The sequence below is a fragment of the Stenotrophomonas sp. As-7 genome (assembly GCF_030291015.1).
In the GTDB taxonomy this organism is placed as follows: Bacteria; Pseudomonadota; Gammaproteobacteria; order Xanthomonadales; family Xanthomonadaceae; genus Stenotrophomonas; species Stenotrophomonas lactitubi.
Window position 1 is genome coordinate 1,143,748 of record NZ_CP127405.1, and the last position, 14,718, is coordinate 1,158,465.

The window sequence follows — 14,718 nt, forward strand, 5'->3', positions numbered from 1 at the left end:
GGCAGCAGGCCGACAGGGACGTGACGATTGCCCGGTACGACACATGGCTGTGTCGCCGGGCAATTTCTTTTGGCGCAGCCACCACGCGCGCATGGTGTACGGTGAGGCCTTCGCATGGAATGGAATCGGCTGGATGCACCTGCACCGTTTGACCCTGATGCTCGCCGCCGCGCTGGCACTGCCCTGCGCCGCGCACGCGGCCGCACCCTCCAAGCCGGTCGCGGCGACGGCTTCCGACGTACGCGGTCCGACCGACCTCAAGCCCGGCGAGTACCTGTGGCATCCGGAGGTTTCGCCGGCTGGCCCGATCGTGCTGGTGGTGAGCCTGGATGAGCAGCGCGCCTACGTGTACCGCAATGGCATCGCCATCGGCCTGACCACGATCAGCTCGGGCAAGACCGGCCATGAGACGCCGACCGGTGTGTTCACCATCCTGCAGAAGGACAAGGACCACCGTTCCAACCTCTACAACAGCGCACCCATGCCGTACATGCAGCGGCTGACCTGGGACGGCATCGCGCTGCACGGCGGCAGCCTGCCCGGGCACCCGGCCTCGCATGGCTGCGTGCGCCTGCCGCAGGCCTTCGCCCAGAAGCTGTTCAGCGAAACCAAGCGCGGCGATACGGTGGTCGTGGCCGATGCCAAGAGCGCGCCGATGACGCTGGCCTATCCGGCGGTGCTGGCGCCGGTGAATGCACGCGGACAGGCCCTGCCGGAAGGCGAGGCTGGCGCCCCGGACAAGGCGTGGTGGGATGATGCGGCCGCCCCCAGCGGGCAGGTCGGCATCCTGGTCAGCCTGCACGACCAGCGCCTGTACGTGCTGCGCGATGGCGTGATGATCGGTGAGTCGCCGTTGAAGGCCGACGCGCTGCCGGCGTTCCAGGGCACCACTCTGTTCGTGATGGGCCAGGGCTACAGCGACACGCCCAGCCCGCTTGACGCACAGCAGCGCCTGCACCAGTGGACGGCCTATCCGCTGCTGGGCCAGGACCGTGCCCAGGCCACGCCGGACCTGCTGGCCACGCCATCGCTGCCGATGGCGCTGCCAGCCGATTTCGCGCGCCAGCTGTACCAGGTGCTGGTGCCGGGCACGACGCTGCTGGTGACCTCGCTGCCGGCGGTGCGCCCAAGCGCGGCTGAATCGGGTATGCAGCCGGTCTTGGAATCGGAGCCGCCAGCGTCCACCCTCAAGGGATCCTGAGCCCTCCCTACGTGCCCATGTCTGCTTTCCGCCTGTGCCGGCTGGCCGCCCTTGGCCTGCTGGCGACCACTGCCAGCGCCCCGGCCGGGGCACAGACGCCTGTTGCCGCGATCAGCGCCGATGATCTCGCTGCGCAGCTGGCCCGCAGCGCGCCCAAGGCTGACCGCCGGGTGCTGCAGTTGGCCGCCCACGCCATGCGCTGCGCGTTGCAGCGGCCGGAACTGGGTGTCAGCGGCGAACGCCTGAGCGTGATCGACTACTCGCGGCCATCCACCGAGCCACGGATGTGGGTCTTCGACCTGGCCCGCCAGCGGTTGTTGTTCGAGGAATGGGTGGCGCACGGCCGTAACAGCGGCGAAAACCGCACCGAGCATTTCTCCAACCGCGATGGCAGCTTCATGTCCAGTCTCGGCGCGTTCACCGCGCAGGAAACCTACATGGGCGGCAATGGCTATTCGCTGCGCCTGGCAGGGTTGGAGCCGGGTTTCAATGATCGCGCACGCGAGCGCGCCATCGTCATCCACGGTGCGCCGTATGTGAATCCCTCCACCGCACAGTTGCAGGGGCGGTTGGGGCGCAGCCTCGGCTGCCCGGCGGTGCGGTTGTCGGTGGCCAAGCCGCTGATCGATGCGCTGCGAGGCGGCACGATGGTGTTCGCGTACTACCCCGACCAGGACTGGCTCAAGCACTCGCAGCTGCTGGGTGGCGATTGCGGTACGGCCGCGGGTCTTGCAACGCGGTGATGCGTTGTGGCGCGCGGCATGATGCAATGCGCGCATGAACATCGACTCCCTGCTGCAGACCCCGAGCCAGGTGATTTCCAGCCTGGACTACCGCCGCGAACGCTGGCGCAACGGCCTCGGCTGGACCCGCGAGATCCTGCGGTTGCCAGCGCAGGGCGATGACTGGGCATTGCGCCTGTCAGTGGCCGAAATCGAACAGGACGCCGCGTTTTCCGCGTTCCCCGGTGTCGAGCGCGAACTGGTGTTGTTGCAGGGCAATGGCGTGCGCCTGCGTTTCGAGGACGGCCGTGTAGCCGAGGTGCTGCCACCGCATGGGCGCGTGCGTTTTGCCGGCGAAGCCGCGTTGCACGGCGAGCTGGTCGACGGCACCACCCACGATTTCAACCTGATGTGGAAGCGCGAGCTGCTGCAGGCCGAGCTGCTGCACCGGCCGCTGGTCGGGCCGATGTTCTTCTTCTGCGAGCCGGGTGTGGCGTGGGCCCTGCACCTGTTGGGTGGGCAGGCCACGTTTGGTGCGGACAGTGGATTGCCTGCGATGCAGGGCGGCGATACCGCGTGGTTGGCGGCCGGTGAACGTCAGCGGCATGCGCTGCAGGGCGGCGGGGAGTTGCTGGCGATACGGGTGAGCGCTGCGGGCGGCTGAGCCATCGTCGGCGCCCGGAGGCAATCATCCACGCATGGCGTGGATCTACTGAAAATGCGGTCGCTGTGCTCCAGTAGATCCACGCCATGCGTGGATGCGGTAGCCGAAACCGCGGCATGGAGTCGTTCAGTAGATCCACGCCATGCGTGGATGCGGTAGCCGAAACCGCGGCATGGTGCGAACCAAGGTTCGCACCCACCAGAAGTCGGTGCGCACCCACCAGAAGTCGGTTCGCCTCAATACACATCGCGTCGGTAGCGACCGGCCAAAAGCAGCGCTTCCTTGCCGTCGGCACCGAGCACCTGCTCGATCACCGCATCCACTGCCGGGGCCATGCCCTGCAGGCTGCCGCAGACCAGGATCGTCGCGCCTTCATCGACCCACTGCCGTAGCGTGGCCGCTTCGGCCAGCAGGCGATCCTGCACATACCGATGCGCGCCGCCATCACGGCTGAATACCGTATCCAGGTGGGTCAGCGTGCCGTTGGCGAGCATCGCCTGCAGCTCATCGCCGAAGTGGAAATCATGCGCGGCTGAGCGTTCGCCGAACAACAACCACGTGCGACCGCCGCCAACGCGTGCGCGCTCGTGCAGGTGTGCACGCAGGCCGGCGATACCGGTGCCGTTGCCGATCAGCAGCAGCGGAACATCGATGGCGACGCCGTGGAAATTCTCGTTGCGGCGCAGGCGCATCTGCACCGGCTCGCCGACGACGGCGTGGTCGCACAGCCAGCCACTGCCGACGCCCGGTGTGCCATCGGCACGCAGCTGACGGCGCAGCAGAAGCTCCACCGCGCCGTCGTCCATCACCGAGGCGATGGAATATTCGCGATGCGGCAGTGGCTGCAGTGCCGCCAACAAGCCAGGCAGGTCGCCCGCAGCAACCAAGGACGGCAGATGCGAGCGTGCGACGCGGGCGAGCAGCGTATTCCCGTCGTCCAACACGGTGTTGGCATCGAAGCTCTGCGCCTGCAGCCAGTCGCGCGTGCTCTGTTCGGCGTGCTGCGGACCGACCTCGGCGATGTCGCCCGCCTGCCAGTGCGCGCTGCTGTCGGTCGGTGGCTGCAGGCGCAGCCAATGGACAGGACCACCGACGCTGCCGGGATTGAGGTGCATGCGCTGCAGCAGTGTCCACGGCTGGTACTCGGCCGGTGTCCAATCGGGCAGTTCGCTGGCACCGCCGCCGAGCTGGCCGAGCAGCTGCTGCCAGTGGCGCAGGGCGGCTGGATCGGCGTTGTCGACTTCAATGGCGTCGAACAGCGGATGCGCGCCGTGCTGGCGCAGCCAGTCGTGCAGCTGGTGGCCGAACGCGCAGAAGTGGCCGTAGCTGCGATCACCCAGCGCGAGCACGCCGTACTGCAGGTGGTCCAGAGGCGGCGGTGTGGTCATCACCCGGCGCAGGAAGGGCAGGGCGTGGTCGGGTGCATCGCCTTCGCCGGTGGTGCTGACGATGAACAATGCACGTGCGCTGCCCGCCAGCAGGGGCGCATCCACTTCGTGCAGGCCACGCAGGCGCACCGGCACGCCGGCCAAGCGCAGGGCCTGCGCACTGCGCTCGGCCAGTTCGCGGGCGAAGCCGGTCTGGCTGGACCAGACCAGCAGCATCGGTTGGTCGCTGCCTTCGGCCGTGTCATCGCGTGGACGGCTGCGCCACCACACCACGGTGCACGCCAGTGAATACAGCGCGGTGGCGGCCAGTGCGATACCCCACTGCCGCGACGGCGGCGCACCCTGCCACCACGCTTCGCCCAGGTGCAGGCGCAGCAGGGCCCCGCCGATCACTGCCAGCAGGACCAGCACTGCGACGTTGCCAAGGGTTGCGCGCGAGAAACGAGTGCTCATGCGGCCTGCTCATCCAGCAGTCGCTGGAAGGCACTGCTGAGGGTTTCGCGCGGGCCATCGGCGGCGCGCTCCAGGAAGCGTGCGGCCAGCCCTTCGCGCTCTGCCAGCGCGATGCCCGCGTCGCGACCGAGCACGGTCAGTGCGGTGGCCCAGGCGTCAGCGTACATCGCGTCGTCGGCGACCACGGTGACCGCGGCTGCGACCTGTCGCACCGGCGTGCCGCTGCGTGGGTCGAGGCTGTGACTGTAGGCAACGCCATCGTCCTGATACTGGTGCCAGCGATCGCCGGAGGTCGCCACAGCCTTCCCTTCCAGCGCGAGTACACGCGGTGGCGTATCGGTGTGGGCATCTTCTTCCGGCGCCGACTCCACCAGCACGCGCCACGGCTGGCCGTCGGGCTTGCGGCCGTAGCCCGCCAGCTCGCCACCGACTTCAATCAGTGCGGCATCGACACCTTGGCTGCGCAGCCAGGCGGCGACGTGGTCGACACCGAAGCCCTTGGCGATCGCCGAGAGATCCAGTTCCAGGCCACCGGGTTGCAGCAGCGCATCGTCCTGCCAGTGCAGGCGTTGCCAGCCGCAGCGTGCACGGGTTGCCTGCAGCGTGATGGCATCGGGCGCACGTCGTTCACCGGCATGCGCACCGAAGCCCCACAGCGCCACCAGTGGGCCGATGGTGGGGTCGAAGGCACCGTCGCTGGCGGCGGCGATGGCCTGCGCGCAGGCCAGCACATGGCGGGTTTCGGCCGGCAGCACGCAGTAGTGACCCGCGTCGGCGCGGTTGTAGCGGCTCAGGTCGGAGCCCGCCTCCCACGTGCTCATCTGTGCGACCACTTCATCCAGGCGTGCCTGGATGCCCGCATGCAGCGGATGCAGGTCGCGCTGGCGCGGTGCCACCAGTGACACGCTCCAGGTGGTGCCCATGGTGGTGCCACCCAGCCGGGCGATGTCGAGTGCGGTAGAGGTCATGGGCATGCGTGGCAGGCTGCGATACCCGGGCGCGCCGGGTATCGCAGCGAAGCGTTTACTGCGGCAGCACTTCCAGCGTGGCGACGTAGCTGAGGCGACGCTTGGCGGCTTGCTTGACCGACGTCTTCTTGTCCTCGGTGCCGGTTTCCAGCCAGTACATGCCGGCTTCCGGCCAGGTCACCTTGATTTCGCCCTGGGCGTCGCTGGTCAGTTTCTGCTCGTCCTGCGCATTGCGGTAGCGGGTGCCACCGCGCACGATCTCGAACTCCAGGCCAGCGGTCGGCTTGCCGTCGACCAGTACGCGGAAGGTGGCTTCCTCGCCGGCAAACAGGTCGTTCGGGTGGCCGACGGCCACCAGTTCGATGCCGCGGTTGGTCGGCTTCAGCGCGGTGTCGTTCGGCGCGCCGTTGGTGACGAAGGTCTCCACGCGGCCGACCGACTGGCTCACTTCCAGCTTCTTCGCATCCTTGGGCAGTTCGCCGAAGGTGGCGGCGGTGCCGCGCCAGCGCTTGCGCTCGCCATTCAGTTCATAGGTGGCCGACAGGCCGTCGTTGACCGAGGCGATGCGGTAGGTGCCCTGCTGTTTCAGTTCGACGTCGAACACGCTGCGGTACTTGCCGGTGGACGCGTTCTGCGCCTGCACGGTGCTGCCGTCCGGGGCGGTGATCACCACCGATTCCAGGCGCAGCGGCACGTGGTTGAAATAGAACAGGTCATTGGAGACCGCGCCATCGACGGTGATCCACGGCGCGTTGCCGGCGATCACGGTCTGCGAGGGAAGCAGCCAGGCCTTGTGGGCCAGGGCAGAGAAGGGAAGGGCAGCGGCCAGAGCGGCGGCGAGGACGAGCGTGCGCTTCATGCGGAAGACTCCAGGAAGGATCGGGTGCGTTGCGACAGGACGGAGGGAATTACGACTTAATCCCCTCCGTCCCCTTTTCAGGGTTTGACGGCGAGGGTGACCTGGCCCAGTTCGGTGGCGCCCTGCGCGCGGCCGTTCTGTGCGGCGGTGGCCGGCCAGGTGAAGGGGATCTTCAGCAGTTCACGGCCGCCGACTTCGCGCACCGCTTCCACCACCAGGGTGTAGTTGCCCGGGGCCAGCTGCTTCAGCGCCGGCTGCTTGTCGTTGAACGACAGCGCGTGCTTGCCGGCGGGACGGGTCGGGCCGGTCACGCCGTCCACCGGCACCTGCAGGGTGCGGCCGCTCTTGCGCCACCACTGGCGCAGGTCGGGCAGCCACTTGGTGCCATGGCCTTCGCTGTTGCTGGTCTGCTGGTACCAGACCGACAGGTTGGCGGCGACCTTCTGGTCGGCGCCTTCCAGCCACACTGCCACATACGGGCGGTGGTACTCGGCCACGTTGAGCTTGGGTACTTCGACGTTGATGTCGAGGGTGGTGGCGTAGGCCGGCGAGGTGGCCAGCAGGCCGCTGAGGGCGATGGTCAGGGTGACGCGCATGGGGCGGCTCCGAAGAAACGGATGGAAATCACGGTGGAAGTTCAATGGATCAGCAGCAGGGCGATCAGCAGCGGAATCATCAGGCCCAGGCCGACCAGCGGCCAGGTCATGCGTCGCTGCCGCGCATGCAGGTGCAGCAGGAACAGACCGGTGATGCAGAACACCAGGCAGGCCACGGCGAACACGTCCAGGAACCAGCCCCACGCGGGGCCGGCATTGCGGCCCTTGTGCAGGTCGTTGAGGTAGGACACCGCGCCGCGCGAGGTCGATTCGTACTCCACTGCGCCGGTTTCGCGGTCGATGCTCAGCCAGGCGTCGCCGCCGGGGCGTGGCAGCGACAGGTAGATTTCCTCGGCTGACCATTCGGCGGGGCGGCCGCCGATGGAAATGCCCAGCTGCTCGTCCAGCCATTGCCGGGCCGGGCGCGGGATCGGCGCGTTGCCGTCCTCGCGTGTGCCGAGCTGGCCGCGCACGTCGGCCGGCAGTTCCAGATGCTGGTTCTGCACCTGTGGCTTGGCCTCGATCTTCGCCGCATGATTCAGCGTGAGCCCGGTCACCGCGAACAGCAGCATGCCGATCAGGCAGACCGCCGAGCTGATCCAGTGCCACTGGTGCAGGGTACGCAGCCAGAAGCCGCGGCTCTGCTGCTGCACGGTGGAAGATGCGGGACGGCTCACGGCACGGTTCGGGACGGATGAATACTGGCCATTACATCATTGATGAGAATTGCTCGCAATTAGATGTCGTTGTGTATCTCTGAAGGGGTAGTGCGGACCGGTAGATCCACGCCATGCGTGGATGGAGCGGTGCCGACCAAGGTAGGCACCCACCAAGGCCGGGCGGTGCCGACCAAGGTCGGCATCTACCAGGGCAGGGCGATGCCGGCCAGCGGCCGGCACTACCGGTCGCGGCCTCAGAACTTCGCGTTGAGCGAGATCCAGTAGCTGCGGCGCTGGTCCTTGGTGGCGTAGTCGTCCACGCAGTTGTATTCGCTGGGGCTGGTCAGCAGGCACGACTGCGAGACGAAGTTCTTGTCGAACAGGTTGTTGACCCGCGCGTTGACCGTCAGCCACTGCGTCGCCTTCCAGCTGCCACCGAGGTGGAAGATCGTGTAGTCCTCGTAGTAGCGGGTGTGGCTGGCACCGGCGGCATCGAGGATCGTGTCGCGATAGCGGTCGTAGCGGCCTTCGCCGATCAACGACAGGCTGATCGCATCGTTGAGCTGCCAGTTGAGGCTGGCGTTGGCCATGTGCTTGGCCGGCATGGTGCCGGTGATCGGCAGGCCCTTGCCGGAGCCGGCAGTCTGCTCGCTCTTGGTCCAGGTGTAGTTGCCGCGCAGCTGCAGGTTGTCCAGCAGGTCGACGTGGCCGGCCAGTTCCGCGCCACGTGTTTCGGCTTTGTCGATGTTCACGCTCTGGGTGAAGGTGCTGTAGCCCAGCGAGGCCCAGCCCGGGCCGATGTCCACGCAGTAGCCACTGCCGGCAGGTGACACCTCGCAGTTGGGGAACGTGCCGCCGCTGGCGATCTTGTCTTCGAACTTGTTGATGAAACCGGTGACGTTGAAGCCCCAGCGCTGGCCCTCGTAGTACGCGGCCAGCTCGTAGTTGGTGCTGGTTTCCGGCTTCAGGTTGGGCGAACCCACCAGCGGCAGCACACCCTGGCCACCGAAGCCGGTGATGCCGGGGAACAGCTGGTCCGGACGCGGGGTCTTGTAGCCGGTGCTGACGCCGCCCTTGAAGGTCCATGCATCGGTCGCGTTCCAGACCAGGTAGCCGCGCGGGCTGACATGGCTGCCGAAGATGTTGTGGTCGTCGTAGCGCAGGCCGAAGGTGGCGGTCAGGGTGTCGGTCAGCGACCAGTTGTCCTCGGCGAACAGCGCCCACATGCGGTGCTTCTGCCTGGTGTTGCTGCGGTAGCCGGCACCGTCCATGCCGAACACGCCGTCGACCATGTCGGTGTCGTTGTACTGGCCGCCCACGGTCAGCTTGTGTGCGTCGAAGTCCAGGTCGAGCATGGTGTCCAGCACGTAGCCTTCCAGCTCCATGGTGCGCAGCGGACGCGGCAGGAATGCTTGCAGGCGTGCCTGTTCGCTGGCGTTGAGTGCACCCAGCGCGTTGTTGCGGCCGGCGGCACAGTTGTTGGCGGCACCGGTGCGGCGGCAGACGTCGTTCCACAGGGTCTGCAGGCCGGCGCGCTCGTCCAGCGTCAGCGGCAGCGAGCGGCCGAGGTTGTTGCTCTTGCTGTGGGTCAGCGAGGTCTGCCAGGTGCCGAAGCTGTAGCGACCCTGATGGGTCAGCGACAGCTGGTCACGCTCATAGCGCTGGTAGGCGGTGTAGCCCACGCGCGGCTGCACCACGCGGCGGGTGACGGTGCCGTTGCCATTCGGGTTCGGAATCACCGCGTTGCCCACGCGCCACAGGCTGGCCAGGCTGTCCAGCGTGCCGGTCTGGCCCTCGCTGTTGTCGTACTTCTGGCGTGAGACGTCATAGTCCAGCCACAGCTCGTGATCGTCGTTGACGTGGAAGTTCAGGCGCACGCCGGTGTTCCAGTTGGTGTTGGCCACCGACTTGCCGCCGCCGCCGAAACCGATGCTGCGCTCCCACAGCGTGCCGTCGGGCAGGGTCAGTGCATCCCATTCGGGATTGGATGCCTTGGCGTCGTAGTAGCTGCCGCGCACGGCCAGACCCAGGCGATCCTTGACCAGCGGGCCGCTCAGGTACACGTCGGTGCTGCGCGCATCGCCGAACTGATCGTCCTGCTGCACGGTGAAGCCCTGGGTGACCGCGCCGTGCCAGCTGTCCTGGTTGCGGCGGGTGATGATGTTGATGACGCCGCCCATCGCATCCGAGCCGTACAGCGTGGACATCGGGCCACGCACCACTTCGATGCGCTCGATCGCATCCAGTGGCGGCAGGTAGGCGAACTGGCCACCGCCGAAGTTGTTCGGATACAGCTGGCCGGCGTTGCTCTGGCGACGGCCGTCGATCAGCACCAGGGTGTATTCGGACGGCAGGCCGCGCATGGAGATGGTGGCGCGGCCGTTCTTGTCGGTGGCTTCCAGGCCGACGTCGATGCCCTCGACGTCGCGCAGGGCGTCGACCAGGCTGGTGTAGGGGCGCTTGCTCAGCTCTTCGCGGCTGACCACGCTGATGCTGGCCGGTGCATCGACCACTTTCTGCTCGAAACCGGAGGCGGTCACCACCACCTTGTCCAGGGTCTGCGGTGCGCCGCTGGCGGCACCACTGGCGTAGGCGGGAGCCGCGACGGCGGCCAGCACGGCGCTGGTCAACAGGTGGCGGGACAGGGACGAACGGACACGATGGCGCTGGGCCATGGCAGATACCTCGAAGGATGCAGGACAGCGCGATGCCGGGCGCGGAGCGCGCACGACAGGGGCAGGGAGGGCCCGGTCAGGGGCGGCAGAGGTGAAGCAGGCAGCGGCGAGCCGATGCAACCGCGCAGGCGGTCACAGCGTGCCGTGGATCAGGCGAGCGGCGGCGCCTGGCCGCGTTGCTGGCGACGCCCGGGCGCATCGGCCCAGGGCATGTCTGGTGCGGCCAACGGCCAGTGCGGACGCGCGCCGGACGGAGCCGACGCGGAGGGAACCAGATCAAGTTCGGTACGTAGCCAGTGGCTGGCCAGCAGCAGCGGCGGCGCCGGTTTGTCAGTGGACTTGGCCGGTGCCGATGCGCAGCGCCGCAGCTTGGCCGGCGCTTCTTCCTGCAGGGGGCCTTCGCCGCCGCGCTCTTCCAGCGGTTGCTGCAGCGCCTGAGCGGCAGCAGCGTGGGCCACCGGCAGCAAGGGCAGGGTGCCCAGCAACAGCGTCAACATCGCCACCCACGCCAGCAGGCTGGCCAGCGCAGGCCGACGGCCGCGCATGGCGGTGCCGAGCTGTACAAGCCGAAGCGGGCGGGGGCGGAACGGGCGGCGCAAGCGGAAATCCCTGGCTGGCCGGAACATCCGGCGTCAACGGGGCGTGATTGTAATGAGACCCGTTAGCCGTTGCAAATGAGAATGATTGCCAAGTTGTCGCAGGGGTGGCCTGATCGGCTCAGACCTCGCTCCAGCGTCGCAGCAGGTTGTGGTACACGCCGGTCAGCTGCAGCACCGCGTCGGCATCGCCATCGGTCTGCCGCAGGCGCTCGATGGAGGTGTCCATCTCCCACAGCAGGCGACGCTGCACATCGTCGCGGACCATGCTCTGCACCCAGAAGAACGAGGCCACGCGCGTACCGCGGGTGACCGGGTTGACCTTGTGCAGGCTGCTGGAGGGATACACGATCAGATCACCGGCCGGCAGTTTCACTTCATGCTCGCCGTAGGTGTCACTGATGATCAGTTCGCCGCCGTCGTACTCGTCCGGGTCGGACAGGAACAGCGTGCACGAGATGTCCGAGCGCAGCTGCTCGCCGTTGGCCAGGTTCATCACCGCGCCATCGACGTGGAAGCCGTAGGTGCCGCCGCCGCTGTAGCGGTTGAAGCGTGGTGGCAGGTATTTCAACGGCAGCGCGGCGCTGAAGAACAGCGGGTGCCGTGCCAGTGCCACCAGAATGATTTCGCCCAGTTCGCGGCGCAGGGGCGAGGCGTCCGGCAGCTGCTGGTTGTGCTTGGCCTGTGCGCCGAGGTGGCCGACGGTCTCGCGGCCATCGGTCCAGTCGGCCGCATCGAGCCTGCGGCGGATATCAGCCACCTGTCCGGCGCTGAGGATGTCGGGGATGTGCAGCAGCATGCGGAAGTCCTCAGCAAGCGGACGGTGCGACCAGGGCGCGCACCTGCGGGTGGGGTGAGGCGGCCAGCTCGGGCACGATATGCGCCATGAAGGCGGGACTACCGTGCTGCAGCGCCAGCCGTAGCCAGTGCACGGCCTGTTCGATCTCACCGGCCTGCAGCAGGATCGAGGCGTAGTTGGCCTGGCCGCGGAAATCACCGGCCTCGGCCGCGCGCCGGTACCACGCCAGCGCGGCCTGCGGATCGCGTCCGGTGTCCAGTCCATCTTCCAGATGCCGGGCCAGCAGGTTCATCGACTTGGCGTGGCCCAGATGCGCCGCGCGGGTATACAGCGCGAGCGCCTGTGCGCGGTCCTGCGGCACGCCACGGCCGGTGGCCAGCAGGTTGGCCAGGTTGTACAGGCCCCAGTCCAGACCGGTGTCGGCCGCGCGCCGGTACCAGACCGCGGCAAGCGAAGGATTGGCGGTGGTGCCCTGGCCCAGCTCGTGGCAGCGGCCGAGCATGTTCATCGCCATCGGCGCGCCGTTATTGGCTGCGGTCTCGTACCAGAGCAGGGCCGCAGCAGCATCTTCCGGCGTGCCTTTGCCTTCCATATGCATCTGCGCGAGCAGCAGCTGCGCCTCGACCTGCCCGGCCTGTGCCGCATCGCGCACGCGCGCAAAGGCGGCCTGCGGGTCGTGCAGCAGCAGGTCTGCCAGGACGTCGGAATCAAACGGGGTGTTGGAAGCCATGCGCGGAGTATCGCCGGAAACAAAAACGGCGGCAGGAGATCCTGCCGCCGTGCGGGTGTTGCGGGTTACATCAGAACTTCACGTTCAGTGCCAGGGTGGCAGAACGACCCGGGGCGATGCTCGCGTAGTGCGACGCATAGGCCTTGGTGAAGTAGGTCTTGTCGGTCAGGTTCTGCACGTTCAACTGCAGGCTGATGTTGTCCTGGATCGCGTAGCTGGCCATCGCATCGAAGCGGGTGTAGCTGGGGATCCACTTGGTGTTGGCCACATCACCGTACTGCTTGTCGGAGTAGTTGGCGCCGGCGCCGACGGTCAGGCCGAACGGGAAGCGGTAGGTGGTCCACAGCGTGGCGCTGTGCTTGGCGGTGTTGGGGAACACGTTGCCGTTGTAGGGCGAGGGCACGTAGACGTTGGACGGGCAGGTGCGGCCGGACACGGCGCAGACGAAGCCGTTGTCCTTCAGTTCCGAATCCAGGTAGGTGTAGCCGCCGTACAGGCTCCAGGCGTCGGTCAGCTGCCCGGTGAAGCCCAGTTCCACACCGTTGATTTCCTTCTTGCCGGCGTTCTGGCTGGTGCCGTTGTCCACGGTTACGCGTGCGTTGTCCATCACGGTGTGGAAGATCGCAGCGGTCAGGTTCAGGCGGTTGTCGAACAGGTCCCACTTGGTGCCCAGTTCGAGGTTCTTGGTTTCCTGAGGCTTGAGGTCGGCCACGGCGGCGCTGAGGCCATCGGAACCGTCGCCACCGTCCATGCCCGGCGGGGTGGAGGAGGTGCCGTAGGACAGGTAGATGCTGCCGTTGGCAGCCGGCTTGAAGACGATGCCGGCCTGGTAGTTCAGGAAGTCATTGTCGTTGCGCACGCGGGTCGGCGCCTTGCCGGCCACCGGGGTGGTCAGGGTGGTGGAGAAGTCGTCGTAACGCAGGCCGACGTTGATCATCCACTGCGCGTTCAGTTCGATGGTGTCGAACAGGTAGGCAGACGTGGTCTTGGTGCGCTGCTCGACGTCCAGCGCCTTGTCGCTGCGGTACACCGCATGGGTGGCCGCCCACGGATCGTTCGGGTTCGGGTTGTCGAAGCTGGTGCAGTTGTAGCCGGTGGCCGCGCCGGTGGTCGGGCACTTGCTGCTGTTGGTCAGCGGGTTGCTGGTGCCCGGGGTCATCAGGTAGCTGCCGCGGGTCATCTTCTCGTCGCTGTATTCCAGGCCGGCGCTGTAGCTGTGCTTCAGCGCACCGGTCTGGAACGCACCGGTCAGGCTCAGCTGGTCGGCGAAGCTCTTGACGTCGACGGCGCGGCTGTTGGTACGGCGCCACAAGGTGCCGTAGTTGTTCGGGTTGCCCTGGCTGTCGTCCGGCTGGGTCCACAGGTAATCGTTGCTGGTGTTGCCCAGGCGCGCGATGTTGCGCAGCTTGTGGCCACCGAAGTCGTAGCTGCCGTCCAGGGTGCTGATGTCGGCGCGGGTGCGCTGGAAATCGCGATCCACCAGGCCGTAGTAGTTGTTGCGGTCGGGCACCATCGGGCGGCCGTCGACCCACTTCGACACCGGTGCGCCGTTCGGGTTGCCGTACGGGAAGCCGCCCGCGTCGGGCAGGTCGTCGCTCTGCATGTGGTAGTGGCTGGCGATCAGCTGCGCCGGGCCGTTCAGGCCGAACGCGATCGACGGCGCGATGCCCCAGCGGCTGACGTTGGCCGCGTCACGACCGGCGATGTCCGACTCGTGCTTCATCAGGTTCAGGCGTGCGGCGATGCCATCGGCCAGCACGTAGTTGGCATCCACGGTGCCGCGTGCGTAGCTGTCGGTACCGATGCCCATGCTGGCAGTGGTCTCGTTCTTCAGCTTCGGCGTCTTGCTGACCAGGTTGAGGCTGCCACCACCGGAGTCACGGCCGCCGTAGGCCGAGCTCGGGCCCTTGACCACTTCCACCTGCTCCAGGTCGAACACTTCGCGGGTCTGCGAACCGACGTCGCGCAGGCCATCGACGAACATGTTGCTCTGCGAGTCGAAGCCGCGGATGAAGGGGCGGTCACCGGTCGGGTTGCCGCCTTCGCCGGCACCGAAGGTGATGCCAGGAACCATGCGCAGCGCATCCTGCAGGTTGGTCGCACCGGTTTCGGCGATCAGCTTTTCCGAGACGATCGAGACCGACTTCGGGGTGTCCAGCAGCGCAGCGGTGAACTTCGGCGAGGACGGGTTGAACCAGCTGCCGCGCACCTGGACCTTGTCCAGTTCGGTGGCCTGGCTGGCGCCGGCGTCGTCGGCCGCCTGTGCCGCCAGCGGCGCGAAGCCGGCGGCGAGGGTGGCGGTGGCCAGTACCGAAACGCGAGGTGCGTACTTGCGGGTCTTGATGTGGGTCATGGGTAGATTGGCGGTGGCTTGGATGGGGAATGAGCGAGGGCCGGCCAGCACGGCT

Annotated in this window: 13 protein-coding genes; 3 read left to right on the forward strand and 10 right to left on the reverse strand. The window is 67.3% G+C overall.

Annotation, left to right across the window (positions count from 1 at the left end; genetic code table 11):
* Window positions 1-133: 133 nt before the first annotated feature.
* Genes QP457_RS05345 through QP457_RS05355 form a run of 3 tightly spaced genes read left to right on the forward strand, consistent with a single transcriptional unit; the run spans window position 134 to window position 2,587 of the window.
* Window positions 134-1,201 (forward strand): L,D-transpeptidase, encoded by a 1,068-nt coding sequence (locus tag QP457_RS05345; RefSeq protein ID WP_205405040.1) that lies wholly within the window; start codon window positions 134-136, stop codon window positions 1,199-1,201.
* Window positions 1,202-1,218: 17 nt separating this feature from the next.
* The gene (locus QP457_RS05350; protein ID WP_205405039.1) at window positions 1,219-1,944 is read left to right on the forward strand and encodes a murein L,D-transpeptidase catalytic domain family protein; all 726 of its coding nucleotides are present in this window, start codon (window positions 1,219-1,221) and stop codon (window positions 1,942-1,944) included.
* 34 nt (window positions 1,945-1,978) lie between these two features.
* Window positions 1,979-2,587 carry a HutD family protein gene (locus tag QP457_RS05355; protein ID WP_180163795.1) on the forward strand — a complete coding sequence of 203 codons (609 nt, stop codon included), beginning with the start codon at window positions 1,979-1,981 and terminating at the stop codon, window positions 2,585-2,587.
* A gap of 236 nt (window positions 2,588-2,823) precedes the next feature.
* Here QP457_RS05355 and QP457_RS05360 read toward each other — a convergent pair whose 3' ends face one another.
* From QP457_RS05360 to QP457_RS05405, 10 genes are all read right to left on the reverse strand, one after another.
* On the reverse strand, window positions 2,824-4,428 hold the full coding sequence (locus QP457_RS05360; protein WP_205405038.1) for a sulfite reductase subunit alpha: 1,605 nt from the start codon (window positions 4,426-4,428) through the stop codon (window positions 2,824-2,826).
* Window positions 4,425-5,396 carry an FAD:protein FMN transferase gene (locus tag QP457_RS05365; protein WP_205405037.1) on the reverse strand — a complete coding sequence of 324 codons (972 nt, stop codon included), beginning with the start codon at window positions 5,394-5,396 and terminating at the stop codon, window positions 4,425-4,427. The genes QP457_RS05360 and QP457_RS05365 overlap by 4 nt, the downstream gene beginning before the upstream one ends.
* A 55-nt stretch (window positions 5,397-5,451) precedes the next feature.
* Window positions 5,452-6,255, reverse strand: coding sequence for a DUF4198 domain-containing protein (locus QP457_RS05370; RefSeq protein WP_205405036.1), 804 nt, complete (start codon window positions 6,253-6,255; stop codon window positions 5,452-5,454).
* 77 nt (window positions 6,256-6,332) lie between these two features.
* Window positions 6,333-6,851 (reverse strand): DUF2271 domain-containing protein, encoded by a 519-nt coding sequence (locus QP457_RS05375; RefSeq protein WP_032975835.1) that lies wholly within the window; start codon window positions 6,849-6,851, stop codon window positions 6,333-6,335.
* A 41-nt stretch (window positions 6,852-6,892) separates the two neighbouring features.
* Window positions 6,893-7,528, reverse strand: a complete 636-nt coding sequence (locus QP457_RS05380; protein WP_180163798.1) for a PepSY-associated TM helix domain-containing protein — start codon at window positions 7,526-7,528, stop codon at window positions 6,893-6,895.
* Between the two features lie 236 nt (window positions 7,529-7,764).
* Window positions 7,765-10,185 (reverse strand): TonB-dependent receptor, encoded by a 2,421-nt coding sequence (locus tag QP457_RS05385; RefSeq protein ID WP_205405035.1) that lies wholly within the window; start codon window positions 10,183-10,185, stop codon window positions 7,765-7,767.
* 149 nt (window positions 10,186-10,334) lie between these two features.
* Window positions 10,335-10,730 carry a hypothetical protein gene (locus QP457_RS05390; protein WP_205405034.1) on the reverse strand — a complete coding sequence of 132 codons (396 nt, stop codon included), beginning with the start codon at window positions 10,728-10,730 and terminating at the stop codon, window positions 10,335-10,337.
* Between the two features lie 172 nt (window positions 10,731-10,902).
* On the reverse strand, window positions 10,903-11,580 hold the full coding sequence (locus tag QP457_RS05395) for a Fe2+-dependent dioxygenase (protein ID WP_205405033.1): 678 nt from the start codon (window positions 11,578-11,580) through the stop codon (window positions 10,903-10,905).
* Window positions 11,581-11,590: 10 nt separating this feature from the next.
* Complete coding sequence (locus tag QP457_RS05400) at window positions 11,591-12,310, reverse strand: tetratricopeptide repeat protein (RefSeq protein ID WP_180163802.1); 720 nt, start codon at window positions 12,308-12,310, stop codon at window positions 11,591-11,593.
* 70 nt (window positions 12,311-12,380) lie between these two features.
* On the reverse strand, window positions 12,381-14,663 hold the full coding sequence (locus QP457_RS05405) for a TonB-dependent siderophore receptor (RefSeq protein WP_180163803.1): 2,283 nt from the start codon (window positions 14,661-14,663) through the stop codon (window positions 12,381-12,383).
* Window positions 14,664-14,718: the final 55 nt, after the last annotated feature.